Annotated in this window: 20 protein-coding genes; 8 read left to right on the forward strand and 12 right to left on the reverse strand. The window is 61.8% G+C overall.

From position 1 onward, the window contains the following. Positions 1-9: 9 nt before the first annotated feature. On the forward strand, positions 10-837 hold the full coding sequence (locus AABE10_RS00230; protein ID WP_342931310.1) for an SDR family oxidoreductase: 828 nt from the start codon (positions 10-12) through the stop codon (positions 835-837). Between the two features lie 60 nt (positions 838-897). Here AABE10_RS00230 and AABE10_RS00235 read toward each other — a convergent pair whose 3' ends face one another. Further along, on the reverse strand, positions 898-1,815 hold the full coding sequence (locus AABE10_RS00235) for a LysR family transcriptional regulator (protein ID WP_342931311.1): 918 nt from the start codon (positions 1,813-1,815) through the stop codon (positions 898-900). 798 nt (positions 1,816-2,613) lie between these two features. Between AABE10_RS00235 and AABE10_RS00240 the strand changes: the two genes are divergently transcribed. The 3 genes from AABE10_RS00240 (at position 2,614) to AABE10_RS00250 (ending at position 4,788) form a co-directional block, all read left to right on the forward strand. Continuing rightward, entirely contained in the window at positions 2,614-2,814 is a 201-nt protein-coding gene (locus tag AABE10_RS00240) for a hypothetical protein (protein WP_342931312.1), read from the forward strand. 143 nt (positions 2,815-2,957) lie between these two features. Then, entirely contained in the window at positions 2,958-3,470 is a 513-nt protein-coding gene (locus AABE10_RS00245) for a phasin family protein (protein WP_342931313.1), read from the forward strand. Between the two features lie 250 nt (positions 3,471-3,720). Continuing rightward, on the forward strand, positions 3,721-4,788 hold the full coding sequence (locus AABE10_RS00250) for a hypothetical protein (protein WP_342931314.1): 1,068 nt from the start codon (positions 3,721-3,723) through the stop codon (positions 4,786-4,788). A gap of 107 nt (positions 4,789-4,895) precedes the next feature. Here AABE10_RS00250 and AABE10_RS00255 read toward each other — a convergent pair whose 3' ends face one another. After that, the gene (locus AABE10_RS00255) at positions 4,896-5,234 is read right to left on the reverse strand and encodes a DUF4148 domain-containing protein (protein WP_342931315.1); all 339 of its coding nucleotides are present in this window, start codon (positions 5,232-5,234) and stop codon (positions 4,896-4,898) included. 116 nt (positions 5,235-5,350) lie between these two features. Beyond that, positions 5,351-6,043: a TetR/AcrR family transcriptional regulator gene (locus AABE10_RS00260; protein ID WP_342931316.1), complete on the reverse strand. Its 693-nt coding sequence runs from the start codon at positions 6,041-6,043 to the stop codon at positions 5,351-5,353. A gap of 71 nt (positions 6,044-6,114) precedes the next feature. Between AABE10_RS00260 and AABE10_RS00265 the strand changes: the two genes are divergently transcribed. Together AABE10_RS00265 and AABE10_RS00270 are read left to right on the forward strand one after the other, a co-directional pair. Further along, positions 6,115-6,744 (forward strand): glutathione binding-like protein, encoded by a 630-nt coding sequence (locus tag AABE10_RS00265; protein ID WP_342931317.1) that lies wholly within the window; start codon positions 6,115-6,117, stop codon positions 6,742-6,744. 22 nt (positions 6,745-6,766) lie between these two features. Further along, on the forward strand, positions 6,767-7,117 hold the full coding sequence (locus tag AABE10_RS00270; protein ID WP_342931318.1) for a VOC family protein: 351 nt from the start codon (positions 6,767-6,769) through the stop codon (positions 7,115-7,117). Positions 7,118-7,157: 40 nt separating this feature from the next. Here the strand turns inward: AABE10_RS00270 and AABE10_RS00275 are convergent, their stop codons facing one another. Both AABE10_RS00275 and AABE10_RS00280 read right to left on the reverse strand, forming a co-directional pair. Then, on the reverse strand, positions 7,158-8,045 hold the full coding sequence (locus AABE10_RS00275; protein ID WP_342931319.1) for a ketopantoate reductase family protein: 888 nt from the start codon (positions 8,043-8,045) through the stop codon (positions 7,158-7,160). A 94-nt stretch (positions 8,046-8,139) separates the two neighbouring features. Continuing rightward, positions 8,140-9,030, reverse strand: coding sequence for an alpha/beta hydrolase (locus AABE10_RS00280; RefSeq protein WP_342931320.1), 891 nt, complete (start codon positions 9,028-9,030; stop codon positions 8,140-8,142). Between the two features lie 267 nt (positions 9,031-9,297). Here AABE10_RS00280 and AABE10_RS00285 point away from each other — a divergent pair, with 267 nt between their 5' ends. After that, the gene (locus AABE10_RS00285) at positions 9,298-10,710 is read left to right on the forward strand and encodes an MFS transporter (protein ID WP_342931321.1); all 1,413 of its coding nucleotides are present in this window, start codon (positions 9,298-9,300) and stop codon (positions 10,708-10,710) included. On the opposite strand, the gene AABE10_RS00290 is transcribed toward AABE10_RS00285, so the two are convergent. The 3 genes from AABE10_RS00290 to AABE10_RS00300 all read right to left on the reverse strand — a co-directional run bounded on the left by AABE10_RS00290 (position 10,707) and on the right by AABE10_RS00300 (position 12,351). Then, positions 10,707-10,967 (reverse strand): H-NS family nucleoid-associated regulatory protein, encoded by a 261-nt coding sequence (locus AABE10_RS00290; RefSeq protein WP_342931322.1) that lies wholly within the window; start codon positions 10,965-10,967, stop codon positions 10,707-10,709. The two genes, AABE10_RS00285 and AABE10_RS00290, sit on opposite strands and share 4 nt — an antisense overlap. 69 nt (positions 10,968-11,036) lie before the next feature. Next, positions 11,037-11,267: a hypothetical protein gene (locus AABE10_RS00295; protein WP_342931323.1), complete on the reverse strand. Its 231-nt coding sequence runs from the start codon at positions 11,265-11,267 to the stop codon at positions 11,037-11,039. A gap of 265 nt (positions 11,268-11,532) precedes the next feature. After that, on the reverse strand, positions 11,533-12,351 hold the full coding sequence (locus AABE10_RS00300) for a hypothetical protein (protein WP_342931324.1): 819 nt from the start codon (positions 12,349-12,351) through the stop codon (positions 11,533-11,535). Positions 12,352-12,431: 80 nt separating this feature from the next. On the opposite strand from AABE10_RS00300, the gene AABE10_RS00305 reads away from it, so the two are divergent. Continuing rightward, positions 12,432-12,773: a helix-turn-helix transcriptional regulator gene (locus tag AABE10_RS00305; protein WP_342931325.1), complete on the forward strand. Its 342-nt coding sequence runs from the start codon at positions 12,432-12,434 to the stop codon at positions 12,771-12,773. Between the two features lie 215 nt (positions 12,774-12,988). On the opposite strand, the gene AABE10_RS00310 is transcribed toward AABE10_RS00305, so the two are convergent. From AABE10_RS00310 to AABE10_RS00325, 4 genes are all read right to left on the reverse strand, one after another. Then, positions 12,989-14,779 carry an acyl-CoA dehydrogenase gene (locus tag AABE10_RS00310; protein WP_342931326.1) on the reverse strand — a complete coding sequence of 597 codons (1,791 nt, stop codon included), beginning with the start codon at positions 14,777-14,779 and terminating at the stop codon, positions 12,989-12,991. A 181-nt stretch (positions 14,780-14,960) separates the two neighbouring features. Then, positions 14,961-15,974, reverse strand: a complete 1,014-nt coding sequence (locus AABE10_RS00315) for an AraC family transcriptional regulator (protein ID WP_342931327.1) — start codon at positions 15,972-15,974, stop codon at positions 14,961-14,963. A 67-nt stretch (positions 15,975-16,041) separates the two neighbouring features. Continuing rightward, positions 16,042-17,274, reverse strand: coding sequence for an acyltransferase (locus AABE10_RS00320; protein ID WP_342931328.1), 1,233 nt, complete (start codon positions 17,272-17,274; stop codon positions 16,042-16,044). 36 nt (positions 17,275-17,310) lie between these two features. Beyond that, a complete protein-coding gene (locus AABE10_RS00325) occupies positions 17,311-18,480 on the reverse strand; it encodes an FUSC family protein (protein WP_342931329.1) in 1,170 nt (389 codons plus the stop codon). Positions 18,481-18,499 lie beyond the last annotated feature (19 nt).

An 18,499-nucleotide genomic window follows, 5' to 3' on the forward strand; every position in this document is an offset into this window, starting at 1 on the left:
AGACAACGTATGGGCCAGTTCGATTCGAAGATCGCCATTGTCACGGGCGGATCACAAGGGCTAGGCGCCGCAATTGCCGCGCTATTCGTCGAGCGCGGCGCGCGTGGCATCGTCATTTGCGGCCGCGCAAAAGAGAAAGGCGAAGCGAAAGCGCGCGAGCTGGACCAGCTCGGCGAAACGCGTGGCGCAAAGGTCGTATTCGTGCAGGCGGACCTCGCGAATGTCGATGATTGCCGCAGTGTCGTCGCCACTGCCGATCGACAATTCGGGCGCATCGACGTGCTCGTGAATGCGGCGGCACTCACCGATCGCGGCACGATCCTCGATACGGATCCCATGCTGTTCGACCGTATCTTCGCGACCAATGTGCGCGCACCGTTCTTTCTGATGCAGGAGACGATTCGCGTGATGCTGCGCGAGCGGATCGAAGGGACGATCGTGAATATCGGCTCGATGTCCGCAAAGGCGGGGCAGCCGTTCATTTCCGCGTATTGCGCATCCAAAGGCGCGCTCGCGACGCTCACGCAGAATACCGCGTATGCGCTATTGCGCAATCGTATTCGCGTGAACGCGCTGAATCTGGGCTGGATGGCTTCGGCGGGCGAAGACCGCATTCAGCGCGAGTTTCATGGCGCAACCGATGACTGGCTGCAACAGGCGGCCGCCATGCAGCCGTTCGGCAGACTCATCGATCCGGCAGAAGCTGCGCGCGCCGTCGCGTTTCTCGCAAGCGATGAATCGGGCTTGATGACAGGCTCGATCGTCAACTTCGATCAGACGGTGTGGGGCGCCTATGAAAATGCGCCGCATCCCGCCGAGCCCTTGAAGTCAATCTGAGCTGCGTTGCCTGCTGCGTAGCCTTAACGTTGCATCGCGCAGCAGGCAAGCGCGAGAGCGTCACTCTTGTGTGATGCGCAGGTCGGGATTTCTCTGCGCGATTTCCGATACCCAGTCGACGAACGCGCGCAGCCGCGAGCTGAGATTGCGGCGATGCGGATAGACGACCGAAAGCGGCGTCGATGGAATGTTGTATTCGCTCAGGATTTCCCGCAGCGCGCCCTGCTTGATGAGCTCGGCCACCATGAAGCGCGACGGCTGGATGATGCCGTGCCCCAGCGCGCCCGCATTGATATAGACCGAGCCGTCATTGACGGCCAGCACGCTCTTCATCTGCACTCTCACCACTTCTCCGCCGACGCTGTACTCGAATGGAAAAGTTCTTCCCGAGCGCGCCGACACATAGTTCACTGCCTGATGCTGGCTAAGTTCTTCGAGCGTTTTCGGCGTGCCGTGCCGTTCAAGATAGGCAGGCGACGCGCACGTGACGATGCGTGCATTGCCGATGCGCTTCGCAACGAGACTCGACTCTTCGAGCATGCCCATGCGGATCACGCAATCCACGCCGTCCTGAATCAGATCGATATTGCGGTCGGCGAGCCCCAGGCGCACGTCGATTTGCGGATAGCGTTGATAGAAGTCTTCGAGCGACGGGAGCAGCAACGCGCGCGCAAGCGTGCCCGACGTATCGACGCGTATCGTGCCCGTCGGGCTCTCTCGCTTGTTCGATAACGACGATTCGGCGTCCGCCACTTCGGCGAGTATGCGCACGCATCGCTCGTAAAACAGCGCGCCGTCTTCAGTGACGCTGACCTGACGCGTCGACCGATTCAACAGACGCACGCCCACATGCTCTTCCAGCGCCTGAATCGTCCTGCTCACCTTTGCGCGCGGCAAATCGAGCATCTCAGATACTTTTGAAAAGCTGTTCGCATCTACTACACGCGTGAAGATCTCCATTGCCTCGAAGCGGTCCATTTCCTGTGCCCTGTCATTGTGTGGCGGCGAAAACATCCGGCGTGGCGGGTTTTGTTCTGCCATGTCGGAGGGGTTCGACGTGCCGTCGGTCCGGCTGCCCGTCTGCTCTTGCGCGCAGACTGGCTGACGCAAAAATAGCATGTAGAAAATCGCCGTGCGCGAGAAGGGGCGCGAACAGCGTGGCTTTATCTGCCGATAGCGGATTCCTCGCAGCGGGTTTTAAAGGCCTTATAAAGGCCACCGATTTATTGGCCTCGCGCAAAGAACATTAGCCCGGTTATGACTAATATTATTTCCACTTCCGATGAAAACGATATTCATTGTTAAAGCGAAGTTTTCTCTAGACTCAGAACGAGCGCTACCGGTTTTAAGTAAATACCCAAGAATGGTTCGCGTTAGTGTCTACAACCTGCAAACGTGATTATCTGGATCGTCTCGAACACGCCTAAAAATGTGACTGTCCGATGTCAGACGCCAAATAATGCCTGCGAGGCTCGCCGAACCTCGCGAAAAGGCCGGGGCTAACGATTGCCGGTCAGCCGGAAAAGCACCGGTACATTTTCCTGTTAATCGCGCTTCGCACAGCAATAATTGCCGCGCATTCCCGCGACAAAACCGGCCGCAAATATACTGCTAATTCCGATTGAATTTTGACAATTGCCGCATTAGTATGAGTTCCCCGTCGATGTCGCAGCATCCTCAGACGGAAAACGTCGAATCAATATTTACCGCTCGCAAATGCATTCACAGGTCATTTATGCATGCGAGCGGGCGCGATGCGCCTTTTAGGAGACACACGTGCTCAGCCCACACGAATTTGCGACGCTCATGCTTATCAAGGACGCGAAACACCAGTCGGACCTCGATCGGGCCGACCTGATCGCGCTGGCCGACCGCGATCTGATCACCATCGGCCTGCCTGACGCACCCCGCATCGATCCGTGCGTCACAGACCGCGGACATGCGCTGCTCGCGCGGCTCGGCGCTGCGCAGCCATGACGTCAGCCGGCGCGCATACACGCCGTCGCCGGACGGATAAACGCGTTACGACAACTCCCATGCAACCGGTTGGCGCCGATCGCCGAGCGATCGATGCCAGTCAATCTTTCGCGCATTCAACCTTGCGAGGCCCTGCGATGTTCATGTCCATCGACGAAGTGACTGCCGCACAGAAAGCCCGGGTTCAGACGTTTTACGACATCGCGAATGAAGCGGTGAGTGGCTTTGAGAAGCTCGTTCAATTGAATTTCCAGGTATTGCGCGACGGCACGCAACGCGCGATGAATGCACTGGCAAACGGCGAGATGCCGGGCGCCGGCGAGATCAAGGCGGGCGATCTCTCCGTTGTCGAGCGCACCGCGCTTTACAACCAGCAGGTGTACGACATCATCGCGAGTACGCAGGCGGCCATCATGAAACGCGCGACCGCGCAGTACGAATCGCAGATCGGCGCGGTCAAGGCCGATCTGGACGACGCCGCGCAACGCGCGCCGGCAGGCGCCGAGGTCGCCGTCACGGCGATGAACACGGCCATTGCGGCGGCGAACGAGTTTTACGAGAGCATCTGGAAGACGGCGCGGCAGGCAGTCGAAACCGCGGAGAGCAATCTGAACGTGGTGACGCGCAGCGCGAAAAACATTTCGCACGCGGCCTGATAGCGAGGTGCGCGGCAAAAAGGAGTAGGAAACCGGACGCGATTCCCCGCGTCAGGCGCATTTGGCAGCCCGCTTTCGAGCGGGCTTTTTTTCGTCCCGCAGCCGTACCGCAGTCATACATCTCCCGCTGTACATCTCGCGCTGACCGTTGCATGTCGAGAGCGAGGCACGCGACGTGCTACCTCGCCACGGACGTCTTTACCGGCACATGCCGTCCGCCCATGCCATTCACGCAAATATTTCTACACCGATGAAAAGACTTCCAGGTGTACTCGCCTGCTGCGCAGCCAGCCTGCTCGCGGCATGCAGCGGCGTCGGCCCGACGCTGCTAAAGGCCGATCAGGTCGACTATTCGCGCGCACTCGGCGAAGCAAAGAAGCGGGAAATACTCGCGGCCATCATCGCGTTGCGCTTCGCCGACGCGCCCTCGTTTCTGACCGTCAGCCAGATCATCGCGGCCTATAACGTCGATGCATCCGCTTCGTCCACGCTCAACGCCGGATCGGGCGCGGTGCCGAACTATGCGTCCGTGACGGGAACGGTGTCGTACTCGAATCACCCGACATTCACCTTCACACCGACGACAGGCGAAGCCTATGCGCAGGCGTATATCCGCCCACTCGCGCCTACGCTCGTCCTTCCGCTCGCCGAAGGCGGCATACCGATCGATCTGTTGCTGCGCATTTCGGCGCAATCGCTCGGCGGTCTGCAAAACGGTAGCGCACTCGGCGGAGAAAACAGCGCGGGGTCGCCGCAGTTCTTTCAACTGATCCAGGCATTGCGCCGCCTGCAAATGGCGGGCGAACTGAATGTCGAATCGCGTAGTGTGAAAAACGAGCAGCACGTGTATCTGATACTGGGCACGGCAACGACGACGGACGCCCAAAAGGCCGCACCTGATTTGCAACTGGTCCGCAAGCTCCTGCATCTCGATGCAAAAACGGGCGATTATGAAATCGTTTACGGGCAGTCGTCGCGCGGCGGAAATCAGATCGCACTGTTGACGCGCTCAGTGCTCGGCATCCTGACCGATCTCGGCGCGCAGGTGCACGTGCCCGATGAGAAGATCGAAGATGGTTCGACGAAGCCGACTGTCACGCTAGTCGGCGGAGAAACGCGACCGACCATCATCGTGCGGACGGGTGACAAGCCGCCCGCCGATGCATACGCAGCCGTTCGTTATGGTCCGTCCACGTACTGGGTCGACCGCGCGGACTTCGATTCGAAATATGCATTCACGGTCGTCCAGAATCTGATGGCGCTCGCCGAAGCGGAAACGAGCAGCAAGGCGCCCATCGTGACGATTCCCGCGAACTGATGCATACGTCGATGCGGGCACAACAGAAGAACGAGGCCGCATTTTCACACGGCCCGTCCTTGCTCATGCGCTCAGTTGCCCGATGCGCTTACTTGCGCGGCGACTCTTTATTGGCCGAAATACACGCCCTTCGTGCCGTCGTTATTGCGCTTGTTCATTGGCTGCGGCGCCATACCCGATGCAGTCGCGCCATTGGTCACGCCACCGTAGCCTCCCGTCTGCCCCTGCTGTCTCGACAGACGACGTTCGGCTGCCTGTGCGTTTTGCGGATAATCGGTGCGGTCGCCATCGCCCGGACGATAGCCTTCGCTTTCGACGTTTCTCAGATCCTGTTTCACTTCGCCGCGAGTAACCGGCTGATTCTGCTGAACGGCTGTTTGCGCGTAAGCCGCCGTGGAAATACCTGTCACCGCTGCAAGAATAGCGACATGCTTGACCAGTTTCATGACTTCCTCCATGAAGTAACTAGTACGAGTGTTATTGCGCAAACCCTGTACCAGTGAACGCCATGAAACGCGCATCGAAAAAGGCGCATGAAATGACGCTAATCGACGCGCATCGTCTATTTCCTTGCAGGCTTTACCGGACGCGTAACAGATGCGCTCTTGGCAGGTTTCAACGTGCTCTCGTTACATGCATCACAAATCAACGCGACGCCTTCTGCCGCCGTCGCGCGCAGCGACGCCCGCGAATCGCCAGCACGCGAACGAAGCGCGAGGCTATGCATGATCGCGGACGCGACGCGCGCCAAAACGGCAGCATCCGCATTGGCAGAAAGTTCTCCGTCGGCCTGCGCGCGACGTATGCGTTTTTCGAACGCACGATCAAACGATTTGAGCCCTCGCGTCAATCGGATACGCACTTCTTCATCGACTTTCGATTCGACAACCGCCGTGCCGATCAGAAAGCAGCCACGCGGCGCGCCGCCCGCCGGCAAGTAGATCGCGAGCGCTCCGTCATAGACGCGCTGCAATGCTTGCCCCAACGGAATGTCGTCGCTCAGTGCAGATTCCATTGCCTGCACACCCGCTTCGACATAGCGGTCCAGCGCGTTCAGATAGAGCGCATGCTTGTCCCCGAACGCGCCATAGAGGCTCGGGCGGTTCATGCCCGTTGCCTCGCTCAGCGCGTCGAGCGACGTGCCCGAATAGCCGTTCACCCAGAACGCGTCAGTGGCATTGCTCAGCGCTTCGTCCGCGTCGTACGCGCGTGGCCGGCCACGCGCGCGCTTTTCATTTTTTGTACCGTTTCGCATAGAAATATTTGACACCGTCGATTTTTGTTCACTATAGTACAAAAACAACGCAACGTTCGGGAGACGTCACCATGGATCTTTATTTTTCGCCGCTCGCGTGCTCGATGGCTACGCGCATCGCATTTTACGAAGCCGACGCGCCAGCCGGGTTCATTCAGGTCGACACGAAAAAGAAGAAGCTGCGCGACGGTTCCGATTTCTATGCGATCAACACACTCGGCCAGGTGCCCGTATTGCGCACCGACGAAGGCTGGCTGTTGACGGAAAACACGGCTATCCTGCCCTACGTCGCCGACCTGTTTCCGGCAGCAGGGCTCGCGCCTTCACCGGGCACACCCGAACGCGCGCAACTGCAGCAATGGCTCGGCTTTATCAGCACGGAATTGCACAAAGGTGTGTTCGTGCCGGTGCTCGATCCCACCGCGCCGCCTGAAGCAGCGGAATATGCGCGGCAGAAGCTCGCGCGTCGGTTCGATCTGTTGCAGACGCATCTCGCGACACACGAGTACCTGGTCGATCGCTTCAGCGTCGCCGATGCGTATCTGACGACTGTGCTGAACTGGGCGAAGTATTGCGGCGTCGATCTCGCGCAATGGCCGGCTATCGATGCGTACTTCCAGCGCAACGTCGCGCGCCCGCACGTGGCGAGAGCGCTATCGGAAGAGACGGCGCTGTTTCGGGAAGAACAGGCCCAGCAATAGCGGACCAACCGAGGCTTGAGCGATGAAAGTCAACCGGATCGTCTCGAACGTCGAGGTCAAGGACACGGCGCTAGCGCAGCGCTTCTATCAGGAGATTCTCGGTCTCGACTTGCTGATGGATCTCGGCTGGGTTCGCACATACGGTTCAGACCAGTCGATGAGCGTGCAAATCAGCTTCGCGCAGGAAGGCGGTTCGGGCACGCCCGTGCCCGATATTTCAAGCGAAGTCGATGACGTGGACGCCGCATTCGGCGCAATGAACGCAGCGGGCTTCGCGATCGAATACGGTCCCGTCGACGAGCCGTGGGGCGTGCGGCGTTTTTATGTGCGCGATCCGTTCGGCAAGCTCGTGAACATCCTCGCGCATCGCTAGACGCGGGCGCGTCCACGCATCGTGAACGCTAAACGCCGCATTACTTGCTCTCGATCAGTTTGACGAGCGTATGCAACAGCCGGTTCGACGGCGTCGCCACGCCGAGTGCTTCGCCGCGCCGCACGATCAGCCCATTCAGATGGTCGATCTCGCTGCGCTTGCCGCGCGACAGGTCCTGTGCCGTCGACGAGTATTGCCCCGGCATCGTCTCCGCGATCATGCGCACGGCCGCGTCGACGTCGCCGGGAACGGTGACGCCGTCCGCCTTGGCGACGGCAAGACATTCGTCGACGATGTCGCGCATCACTGCCTTCACGCCCTCGCCCTGCACGAGCTGGCCATAAGGCAACTGCGTAATCGCCGACAGTGCGTTGTACGCACAGTTCAGAATCAGCTTTGCCCATAGCGCGCCGCGCACGTTGCCGGAGAGCTCCGTCGGCACGCCCGCCGCGATCAGCGCCTGCGCGACTGCCGCGCTTGCCTTCGACGGCTCGATCACCAGCTCGCCGCGCCCATGATGACGGACGTGCCCCGGTCCCGCCATTTCGGTCGCGACGTAGACGACGGCCGCGGCCACTTCCTGCGGCACGATGCTGCGCACTTCGTCGGCATTTTCGACGCCGTTTTGCAGCGAGAGAACCAGCGTATCGGGCGCGAGAAAGGGCCTGATTGCGAGAGCGGCGCTGTGGGTGTCGGTGGACTTCACGCAGAACAACACGAGCTTCGCGCCCTGCGCGGCGCTCGCATTCGTGCTGGCGGCGAGAGGGATGTGCTCGTCGAATGTCTGCGTTTCGAGCCGAAGGCCGCGACGCGCGATCGCGTCGACATGCTGAGGGCGTCCGATCAATACCACTTCATGTCCCGCGCGCGCCAGCATCCCGCCGTAATAGCAGCCCACCGCGCCCGCGCCCATCACCGCAACTTTCATAAGCAACGCTCTTTTCGAATGGTTTTGAACCGTCAAAAGTTACCACATGGCGTGCGAGAACGGATCGCCGGAGAACATGCGAAGAGGCTTCTGATCAGGCGCGCGTGCGCACGGCCAGCAGCGCGTCGGCGAATGCGGCGGGCGCTTCCTGCGGCAGATTGTGTCCGGCATTCGCGATCACGCGATACTCGTAAGACCCCGTGAAATGCGGCGCATGATGCGCGGTGCCGCCGACAGGCATCACGCCGTCGACGCTGCCGTCGAGTGAAATCGACGGCACGCCGATGGGCGGTTGCGCCGCGAGCCGCCGTTCGATGTCGTCGTAACGCGGGTCGCCTTCGACGAGCGCATAGCGATGCCGGTACGAATGAATCACGACATCGACGAAATCGGCGTGATCGAACGATGCCGCCGTGCGTTCGTAGCACGCGTCGTCGAAATGCCATGTGGGCGACCAGAGTGTCCACAGCAGGCGGCACAGCGCGCGCCGGTTTTCCGCGAGCCCCGCGCGGCCGCGCTCGCCGTGAAAGTAGTACTGGTACCAATGGCGCTGCTCGTTCTCGGGCGGCGCGGGCTTGCCCGATGCAGCGATGTCCTGGATGTTGTAGCCGTTGACGGTCACGAGCCCCTGCACGCGCTGCGGATACAGCGCCGCGACGATGCAGCCGGCGCGGCCGCCCCAGTCGTAGCCGCCGAGCAGCGCGCGCTCGAAATGCAGCGCATCGAGCAGCGCGAGCAGATCGGCGGCGAGCGCGGCCTGCTGGCCCGAGCGCGGCGTGCCGGCGGAAAGAAAGCGCGTGGGCCCGTAGCCTCGCAGATACGGCACGATCACGCGCGCGCCCTGCGCAGCCAGCAGCGGCGCGACTTCGTCGTATGCATGGATGTCATACGGGAAGCCGTGCGACAGCACGACAGGCCAGCCTTGCGTATCGCCCGTTTCTTCATAGGCGATGTCCAGCAGTTCGGTGTTCACGTGCTTCAGCATGATCGGCGGCTCCGCATCAAGCGCTGACGGCGACAACGCAGCGAGCGTTCATGGTAGCGCCGACGCGCGAAATGCGCCGACGGCCGCGCGCTTGCGCGTCGTGAAAGACCAATGCGAAAGAGCAGCGCGAAAGAGAAGTCGTTTTACCGCAAACCGATGTCGGATTCGTGCCATGCCGGCGACGCACGCGCCCGCTACATTCGACGAGAGAAAGCCCGCAAAACGTCGCGATCCGGGTGCCGCGAGAGACGAACGAGACTGAGCACGATGACACAGGCACACGAATCGGCGGCCCACGAGCCGCGCGGCGCATTCTCCCTGTCGGATGCGCAGCCGCGCGCCGATTTCATCGAAAGCGGTCCTTCGTCGAACGCACCGGTTGCGCCCGTTCATGAGGCCGGTTACGAGCCGGGTTATGGGTCGGCTTATGGGTCGGGTTATGGGTCCACCCATGAGTCCACTCCTGCGCCCGTCCCCGCGCCGCTGCCTCCCGTCAGCAGCCTGCGCTCCACCGCGATCCTGCTGCTCGGCTACGCGATCCTGATCACAGGCAATGGCCTGCTCGGCACGCTGATCTCGCTGCGGCTCATTCAGCAACAGGCACCGTCGATCGTCGTCGGCGTCGTGCAGTCCGCGTACTACGTCGGCTTCATGCTGGGCGCCGTATATGGCGGCTCGCTGATCGGGCGCGTCGGTCATCATCGCGCATTCGTCACGTTCGCCGCGGCATCGGCGTGTTGCGCGCTCGGCTATGCGGTGTGGAGCAGCGCCGCGACCTGGGCCGCGCTGCGCTTCATCACGGGCTTCTGTCTGGTCGGCATCTTCACGGTGATAGAAAGCTGGCTGCATCAGGTCGCAAGCAACGCGCAGCGCGGACGCGTGTTCTCGGCGTATCTGATCACGAACTATCTCGGCGTCGGAACAGGCCAGTTTCTGATCGGCCTCGCCGATCCGGCGGGCTTCGAACTCTTCAGCGCCGTCAGCGCACTGTTTGCGGCATCGCTGATTCCCGTCGCGCTTGCGGGCACGGCGCCCGCGCCCGCCATCGCTCACGATGCTCACGGCGCGCCCTATGGCTCGCGTCTCGCGCGCGGCCTGTCGGGGCTGCGGACGATCTATCGATGGGCGCCGCTCGGCGTGATCGCGTGTCTGGCGGCCGGGCTGCTGAACAGCGCGTTCTACACGATGCAGCCGGTATTCATGCGGCGCGTCGGCTATTCGGTGCCGGACGTAGCGCATTTCATGGGCTTTGCGCTGCTCGCGGCGCTCGTGCCGCAATGGCCCGTCGCGCGCGTCGCCGATCGGTTCGACCGGCGCAAGGTTCTGCTCAGTCTCGCCGCGAGCGCCGGAACGTTGAGCATCCTGCTGTTCGTGCTGCGCGACGGCGCGCTGATCGAGACGCTCGGTTATCTGTATGTTGCCGTCGCGTTTTCGATGTATGGCGTCGTCGCGTCTTATGTGAACGACTGCATTCCCGCCGACGAGCGGATCGCCGTGAGCGCCGCGCTGCTGTTGATCTTTTCGTTCGGCGCGAGCGGCGGCCCGACGCTCGCATCCGCGATGATGGCGATCGCGGGCCCTGCCGGCCTCTATCTGTTCACGGCCCTCGTAATGGGCGTGCTCGTTCTGCTGACGCTGCGCAGCCTGCGCGCTTCGGTATCAGCGAATCGTTCGGTTTAGCCCTGCTCGCAGCGGAAAAAGTCGATGCTTTGGCCCGATGCAACAGCGCGGCGCAGCCAGTCGGGCAAATCGCCGTGGCCGTCCCACACGTGCCCGAGCGCGTCCTGATAGCGCACCGCGCGAGCCGACTTCTCGTCTTCAGCAAGCGACCGCTCGATCGCGTCGACCGTGATGCCGAACTCGGTCATCTTGTGTCGAATCCATGCGATCAGGCGCTCTCTGGCCTGGCCGTCGAGTTTTGCGATTGATGTAGACATTGCTCGTGCGATTCGAAAGGTGATGGGTTCAACAATCCATTCGTACGGGCGTAGCCATGCGTGACGAACTCAATTGCGCCGCCGCGCGTCGTTGCGAACCGCCGAGTCGAACAGCGCCTGCGCACGCGCAAGCTCGTCGAGCGCGCGGTCGAGTTGCGCGACGGCGGCTGCGTATTCGACATTCGATGTGCCGTCTTCCGGATCGCCGCGCACGGCGCGAAACGCCAGATCGACATTTCGCGTCGCCTGGACAAAGCGCTGAGCGGCCTGAGCCTGCCGCGAATGTGTGATCGCCGACATGGGCATTCCTCCATTTCGTTTCAGGTTCGAGTACTTCATTTGCCTTCACGTGCGCAAGCTCACGGTGCGGCAATAGCTACGGAGTGGAGCCAGCGACTTGAACGGATATCGGTCGCACTACATTGCGCGACACGCCGATTTTCTCTCCGGTCGCGGCCAAGCGCCAGGGCGGGAATACAACAACACGCGCTTTTTTAACGCGAGCACTGAAAATTCAGTGTTCCCAGGTTCCATGCAACAAATACGCGCCGATAGTCCGCCTCTGTCACGTCGCGAAGCCTGGCTGCGCATGTGCGGCGTTGCCGAATGCAGTCATCGCTTCGACGGGCGGCATATCGAACAGATCACGCGTGAAGCCGCGCACGCGCTCTTGCGGCGGCCGGCTGCGCCAACGCCCGACCAGTTCGATGTACGTTGCGAGATCGCCGTCGCGCGTAGCTTTGTTGATCTCCGCGAAATCGCGCGCCTTGAGCACGCCGGGTTGCGTGAGCCGCACGAAATACGGCGCTTCGAGTTCGACGGCGAGCGCAATCGGATAGCTCTTGCCGGTCTTTCCGTTCTCGCCATTCAGGTTGCCCGCGCGCGCGATGCAATTGACGACGGCCGTGCCATGCGCGGCGCCGAGCGCTTTGCCCGTGCTCACGCTGCGCAGATGTTCCGGGTACACGCGCAAGCGCGTGCCCATGCTTAGTTCCATCGGCGACGAGCACACCAGCGCGTAATGCTGTTCCCTGCGCTGCCCGGAAGGCAGCGTCGCACGGCTGACGATGAACGCGTGAGGCGGAAGCTGCCGCACCTGCCCCGCGCTGTCGATCCACGCGTTCCACAACAGCATGTCTTCCTTTTTGCGGCCGGCGTGTCTGGACATGCTCGATGCCGGCGAAAGGAGCGCGAGCAGCGAACCCGTGCGGTGCGCTGCAACTTGCGCGCTGTTGCCTAGCGACTGGCCGACGCCCCACAGAAAACGCCCGCCGCCCAGCCTGCGCTCCCATTCCTTTTGAAGAACGACGACAGGCAGATCTTCACTGGACTCGTGGCCTGTCTTGGTCCAGCAGAACGTGGGCGGTAGGTGCTTCAGTGTCATTCACTTCCTCGGGAGGCGGCCATTCGTCAAAATCTATCGGCCAATTCAATAAGCGTTAATGTATAGCTATAATGCGTCGAATGGAAGCCCCGAAGAGCGATTTTCCCGTGCAGGATCTGATGCGCCGCTTGCTGGCGGATACGCGTTCGTCCAGCGAAATAGCGCGGCTTTCTGGCGTCAGCCAGCCTACTGTGTCGCGGCTTCGGCTATCGGAGGGGCAGCGCGTTCGCAAGAGCGCGTCATTCAATAAGCTATGCAGTTTCTATGGCGTGGCGCCGCGCCGCGCGAGCGGCCGGGCAGCGGGTTACAACGAGCTGCTGCGTAACGCGATCGTCGACGCATGGGACGGCTCGGAAGAGCACGGCCGCGCACTACTCGTCGTGATCAAAGGACTGAAGGGGTTGAGCGGGAAGATGGGGTGAGCGGCGCGTGTCGCGACGCTCGACGGCCTATGCCGTGCGGGATGAGGCGGTGCGGGACGCGATGAAACAGCCGCGTGGCGGCCGTTGGTGAAGAGGGGGCGAGCAAATAGCGAATGCGGTTTTGTCGCTTGCCCGCATCGCCATGCATTGAGTGGAACATGACGGGCAGCGTTAGATGTCGCTGCCCGCTCGGTCGAGCTTGTCGGCGCCTGTCCTCAGAACTGATCCTCCGACAGCGCCAGCACGCCTTCCGCGCCCTTCGCGCTGACAATCGACGCTTCCAGCGCCACCGCCTGCGGCAGCACGTGCTCGGCATAGAACTGCGCGGTAGCGATCTTCGCGCCGTAAAACGACGGGTCATCCGCGTGCTTCTGCTGCGCGACGAGCATCGCGCGCGCCATCTGCCAGCCGCCCAGCGCGATGCCCGCGAGCTTCAGATACAGCACGCTGCCCGCGAACACCGCGTTCGGGTCGCGCTTCACGTTCGCAACGACAAAGGCCACGACCGACTGCAACGCATCATGTCCATGCGACAGATGCTTGTGCATCGCCGCGAACGCCGCGCCATCGTGCTGCTTCAGCGCTTCGACCGTCTGCGCGATCTGTGCGAGCAGCGCCTTCGCGACCGCGCCGCCATCGCGCGCCGTCTTGCGTCCGATCAGGTCGTTCGCCTGGATCGCCGTCGTGCCTTCGTAGATCGGCAGGATGCGCGCATCGCGGTAGTACTGCGCCGCGCCCGTCTCCTCGATGAAACCCATGCCGCCATGCACCTGCACGCCGAGGCTCGTCACGTCGATCGACAGCTCCGTGCTCCAGCCCTTCACGATCGGCACCATGTACTCGTAGATCGCCTGATGTTCAGCACGCTTCGCGTCGTCGGGATGACGGTGCGCGAAATCGCAGTGCGACGCCGCGACATACGCGAGCGCGCGCGACGCTTCCGTGAGCGCGCGCATCGTGGCGAGCATGCGGCGCACGTCGGCATGATGGATGATCGACACCGCCTGCTTCGCCGAGCCATCGACGGGCCGGCTCTGCACGCGCTCCTTCGCATACGCGACGGCCTTCTGGTACGCGCGATCCGACACGGCGACGCCCTGCATGCCGACAGCAAAGCGCGCCGCATTCATCATGATGAACATGTACTCGAGGCCGCGATTCTCCTCGCCGATCAGGTGGCCGATCGCGCCGCCGTGATCGCCGAACTGAAGCACCGCCGTCGGGCTCGCCTTGATGCCGAGCTTGTGCTCGATCGACACGCAATGCACGTCGTTGCGCTCGCCCAGCGAGCCGTCCTCGTTGACGACGAACTTCGGCACGATGAAAAGCGAAATGCCCTTCACGCCTTCGGGCGCATCCGGCGTGCGCGCGAGCACCAGGTGGACGATGTTCCCGGCCATGTCGTGCTCGCCCCACGTGATAAAGATCTTCGTGCCGAAGAGCCTGTACGAGCCGTCGCCCTGCGGCTCGGCGCGCGTGCGCACCAGCGCGAGATCGCTGCCCGCCTGCGGCTCGGTGAGGTTCATCGTGCCCGTCCATTCGCCCGAGATCAGTTTCGGCACGTAGGTGCGCTTCTGTTCTTCGCTGCCGGCCGTGAGCAGCGCCTCGATTGCGCCGTCCGTCAGCAGCGGGCACAGCGCGAACGACAGGTTCGACGCGTTGAGCATCTCGATGCAGGCCGCCGCGATCAGCTTGGGCAGCCCCTGGCCTTCGTATTCGACGGGATGCTGCACGCCCTGCCAGCCGCCCGCGGCGAACTGGCGAAACGCATCGGCGAAACCGGGCGTGGCCGTGACGACGCCGTCCTTCCAGCTGCTCGGGTTCCGGTCGCCTTCGACGTTCAGCGGCGCCAGCACTTCGCCGCACAGCTTCGCGGATTCTTCGATTACGGCCTGGGCCGTTTCAAGGCCGGCCTCTTCGAAGCCGGGCAGTTCAGCGATGTCTGCGATGCCGCTCAGCTCGCTGAGCACGAAAAGCATGTCTTTGACGGGGGCGGTGTAGCTCATGGTGATTCGTCCAATCAAGCGGTCGATGGATAACTGCCACGACGCCCGAAACGAAATGGCCAGGCGGTGACGATGCAAACGATCGTACCGGCATATGCCGTGCACAGGCTGTCCAAACATGCCCACGTAGTGACAAATCCGGCCACGACGAGCGGGCGCGCCCGTAGTGGCCCGAGGCTTTTCACCCAGCCTCGATGGGCCGCCGGTAGGTGCCGGGCGTGCTGCCCGTCCAGTGCCGGAAAGCGCGATGAAATGCGCTTGGATCGTCGAAGCCGATGTCGCCGGCAATCACGGCAATCGTATCGTGTGTCTCGGTCAGCCGCTGGATAGCGATGTCGCGCCGCAGTTCGTCTTTGAGCATCTGAAAGGTCGTCTCTTCGGAGGAAAGGCGCCTGCACAGCGTGCGCACCGAGCAGTGGAGATTTTTCGCAGCCTGCTCGATCGTCGGCAGGTCGGGCAGATCGCTCGCGAGATATTGGCGAACGCGATGACTGACGAGTTGCTCGCTGAACGACTCGAAGATCCATTCGCCCGGAGAGCGCGCGAGAAACTTGCGCAGATTGCGTTTGCGCTGGCGGATCGGCATGTCGAGAAAGGCTGCGCTGAAGCGCATCAGCGTGGCATCGCAGCCGAAGCGCACCGGGCCCGAAAAGAAGTAGCGGTGATCGACGGCATGCGGCGGTTGCGGACACGCGAAATCGACGCGCAGCAGCGGTATTTTCTGCCCGACGAGCCACGACGAGACACCGTGCACGAGCTTGAGCATCAGCTCCTGGCCGAACGGTCCGATGTTCCCATACACGGGATTCGGTCGCAGTTCGACCTGCGCCATCAGATCGCTGCGGCGCGATTCCAGACGAAAGTCGTCGAGCACGATATGAAAGAACTGCCCGAAGCGGTGCAGCGCCGTTTCGAGGTTCGGCGCATCCAGCAGACTGAGGCAGAGAAACTTCAATGTGCCGCTGCGTAGCGGACGACTGAAGATGCCCGGCATTTCGTCATCCATCTCGATCGCGAGCGTGCGATACAGCGTGGAGAACTGCTCCTCGGTCACGCGGGCGCCTCGCTTGCCGAGTAGCGCGGGCGTGATGCCCGCCCCGTGAAGATAGCGATGCGTGACGTCGGGCTGCGCGCCGCAGGCTTTTAGAAAGCCGTTGACGAGAGAGATCGGGACAGTTGCATTTGGTGTTTGCATTCGTGATCCCGTCGAGGTGGGGACTTCATGCTCTACGGCACGCGTCGCCGCATGTACGGCTCACGCATTATTGTGGATCTGCGACTTTGATGAGTTCGAGTTTTTGATTTGACGGTGCTCGTCGGCGATCGATGAACGGGTGCTCGACGAATCGAAATGTTATCAGCGAAAGCATGATCGTCACGACCAATACGAGCATGCCAAAGAGCCAATACTCGACCGGGGTCAGGCGTGCAACCGGCGTGAAATGGTCGAATGCTCTTGACGCGAGGTAAAGCAGCCAGTTGTGCAGCAAATAGATACTGTAGCTGACCAGCCCGAGCAGTCGAGCAGGACGACACGTCAGAATCCCGAAGACGCTATTGCCGCTCGCAAAAATCGAGAACGGCACGAAAAGAAGTGCCGCGCCGAGCATCGTGTAGACCGAGGGTTGCCAGGTCAGCGTGGCAGCCATGCACGAGATCGCAAGCACTGTCGCTGGCCAACCACACGCCATGTAACGCACTTGCTCGATGCGAATGACAACAGCAGTCATGCAACCAGCCAGAAAGAACCATTCCAGGTTGCTCTGCGAGAAGACATAGATCATCACAGCAGACGCGGCCGCGAGAACCCACTGGCTTCTTCCGCTTGCGAAGATCGCCAGCAAGGGAAGCATCAGGTAGAACTTCCATTCATAGGCAAGCGACCAGAAGACTGTATTGATGAGTGACGTCTTCTCGAATCCGTTGATGGCGGGTGCGCCCGGGATTGTAAACAGTGCCCATGACAAGACCTGCTGCAGCAGATCACGTGCGCCGACAACCAGCCTGAAGTGCGTCAATGAGAGGGCAGTGACAACCAGCAAAAGGGATGCGAGCAGATACATCGGCACCATGCGGGCAATTCGCGAGACAAAAAATTGGCGAGTATCCAGACGGCCACTCGAAGCGATCACGCGGCCCCAGAACAGGAAAGCGGTGATCATGAAGAACATTGCGACGGCACCGCGTCCGAGGAACGTGTTCACGCGGGACGGTGTGAGTTGCCAGACGCCAGTCTGGTAATAGAGGTAGTTGATGCCTATGTGGTGGATCACCACTGCAACGGCGAGAAAGCCTCGCAAGCCGTCTATCGCGTGAAATCTTCGCGAAGCGATTTCACGGTCGATCGCCGACCGGAAAAACGAAAGTTTCGATGCGAGCAAGCTCGCTGTCGCGAGCGACACAACGAGCAGGGCTAGCACCGGAATGGCAGGATGACTTTCGAGCAGGGACATAAAAGAGGGGGCGGCGATCGAGCCAGAATTATATGACAGCAAGGAAGCGCGCCTTCACCGCGTACAACGCGTGACGGCTCACCTTCCCGATCGCGGTTCCAGCAACTCGCCGATGTGGTTCAGGTTCGACTCGATCTGGTCGAGCGCGAACGACAACGTGCACAACGCCTGCATTTGCTCCGGGCATTGATCGCGCTTCGCGACAGCCGCCGCGAAGTGCGATCGCGCGGCTGTCGCGGCATCGTGAAGCGGTCGCAAGCAACGTTGGGTCGACGGCAGCGGCGCGTTGTTGCGCATGTACGCGGCAAGCTGTTCGAGATAGGCGCAAGCATTGTCGCTCGCCGCGTCGACGCATTTGATCAACGCCTTGCGGTCTTCGTCGGACAGCACACCGCCATGCGTCTGGCCGACGCGATCCAGCAGCACCAGTCCGTGCCACAGCGCTTCGAACGCGGTGAGCGCCACGTGCAACGGCGGGCCGCTCCGGAAGCGCGCCTGCAGGCGCGTTTCTCCGCTGGTCGCTCTCGCATCGACAAGGTGACGTAGAAAGCGCTCGTGAAGCGCATCGACGTTCGAGCGGTTTTCGAGCGGATTCAGTATCGGCAGCGTCGCAAGCAGCGCGCGGCAATCGTCGAGCAGTTCGCCCATGATGTCGAACGCGTGCGAGCGGGCAAGTTTGGGCCAGACAGTCAGGGACACCACGATGGCAATGGCCGAGCCGAGCACGACCGCCAAAGCGCGCGATAGCGCGCCCGCGATGCCCGCGGAGGGCTCCAGCGCAAGCGCCGCGGCCACGAAGATGCTGTAGTTCGTGGTGGGAAAGATCGTCGATGTCAGGCACGTTACAAGCGTGGCAAGACCGAGCCTCGGCAACGCATCGGCGGCAATGGGAAAGAAGTACAAGGCCGCGAGTCCCGCCACGGTGCCGAGCGTCGCGCCGATGATCTGTCCGACGCCGCTCTTCAGGCTACGGTCGAGATTCACTTGCAACGTAAAAAGGCTCGAGAAAACGCACCATGTAAGACTCGGCGAATCGACGAGCTTCATGCTCCCGTACGCAAGCGCGCTTGCGACGAGCGACTGCATGCAGAGGCGGAACGCGTCGGATCGGGCGATGCGCAGGCGGTGGTGGCGTTTGCGGTTTCGGCTGGCTGTCACGTCCCTTACGTGAGCACGCGTCGTTCCGCACTGTTCGATCGTGTTGCTCCGGCCGCGCGCCGGCATGCCAAGAGAACGGTCCAGACGCATCCCTTGATGCGCCTGGGCC

Origin of the sequence: Paraburkholderia diazotrophica (assembly GCF_038900755.1) — a bacterium.
In the GTDB taxonomy this organism is placed as follows: domain Bacteria; phylum Pseudomonadota; class Gammaproteobacteria; order Burkholderiales; family Burkholderiaceae; genus Paraburkholderia; species Paraburkholderia diazotrophica_A.

Bases quoted from the DNA above. Each gene is read 5' to 3' on its own strand.
- AABE10_RS00230 (WP_342931310.1), top strand. From the start codon at position 10: ATGGGCCAGTTCGATTCGAAGATCGCCATTGTCACGGGCGGATCACAA.
- AABE10_RS00235 (WP_342931311.1), bottom strand. From the start codon at position 1,815: ATGGACCGCTTCGAGGCAATGGAGATCTTCACGCGTGTAGTAGATGCG.
- AABE10_RS00245 (WP_342931313.1), top strand. From the start codon at position 2,958: ATGTCCATCGACGAAGTGACTGCCGCACAGAAAGCCCGGGTTCAGACG.
- AABE10_RS00250 (WP_342931314.1), top strand. From the start codon at position 3,721: ATGAAAAGACTTCCAGGTGTACTCGCCTGCTGCGCAGCCAGCCTGCTC.
- AABE10_RS00255 (WP_342931315.1), bottom strand. From the start codon at position 5,234: ATGAAACTGGTCAAGCATGTCGCTATTCTTGCAGCGGTGACAGGTATT.
- AABE10_RS00260 (WP_342931316.1), bottom strand. From the start codon at position 6,043: ATGCGAAACGGTACAAAAAATGAAAAGCGCGCGCGTGGCCGGCCACGC.
- AABE10_RS00265 (WP_342931317.1), top strand. From the start codon at position 6,115: ATGGATCTTTATTTTTCGCCGCTCGCGTGCTCGATGGCTACGCGCATC.
- AABE10_RS00270 (WP_342931318.1), top strand. From the start codon at position 6,767: ATGAAAGTCAACCGGATCGTCTCGAACGTCGAGGTCAAGGACACGGCG.
- AABE10_RS00275 (WP_342931319.1), bottom strand. From the start codon at position 8,045: ATGAAAGTTGCGGTGATGGGCGCGGGCGCGGTGGGCTGCTATTACGGC.
- AABE10_RS00280 (WP_342931320.1), bottom strand. From the start codon at position 9,030: ATGCTGAAGCACGTGAACACCGAACTGCTGGACATCGCCTATGAAGAA.
- AABE10_RS00285 (WP_342931321.1), top strand. From the start codon at position 9,298: ATGACACAGGCACACGAATCGGCGGCCCACGAGCCGCGCGGCGCATTC.
- AABE10_RS00290 (WP_342931322.1), bottom strand. From the start codon at position 10,967: ATGTCTACATCAATCGCAAAACTCGACGGCCAGGCCAGAGAGCGCCTG.
- AABE10_RS00295 (WP_342931323.1), bottom strand. From the start codon at position 11,267: ATGTCGGCGATCACACATTCGCGGCAGGCTCAGGCCGCTCAGCGCTTT.
- AABE10_RS00300 (WP_342931324.1), bottom strand. From the start codon at position 12,351: ATGACACTGAAGCACCTACCGCCCACGTTCTGCTGGACCAAGACAGGC.
- AABE10_RS00305 (WP_342931325.1), top strand. From the start codon at position 12,432: ATGGAAGCCCCGAAGAGCGATTTTCCCGTGCAGGATCTGATGCGCCGC.
- AABE10_RS00310 (WP_342931326.1), bottom strand. From the start codon at position 14,779: ATGAGCTACACCGCCCCCGTCAAAGACATGCTTTTCGTGCTCAGCGAG.
- AABE10_RS00315 (WP_342931327.1), bottom strand. From the start codon at position 15,974: ATGCAAACACCAAATGCAACTGTCCCGATCTCTCTCGTCAACGGCTTT.
- AABE10_RS00325 (WP_342931329.1), bottom strand. From the start codon at position 18,480: ATGCGTCTGGACCGTTCTCTTGGCATGCCGGCGCGCGGCCGGAGCAAC.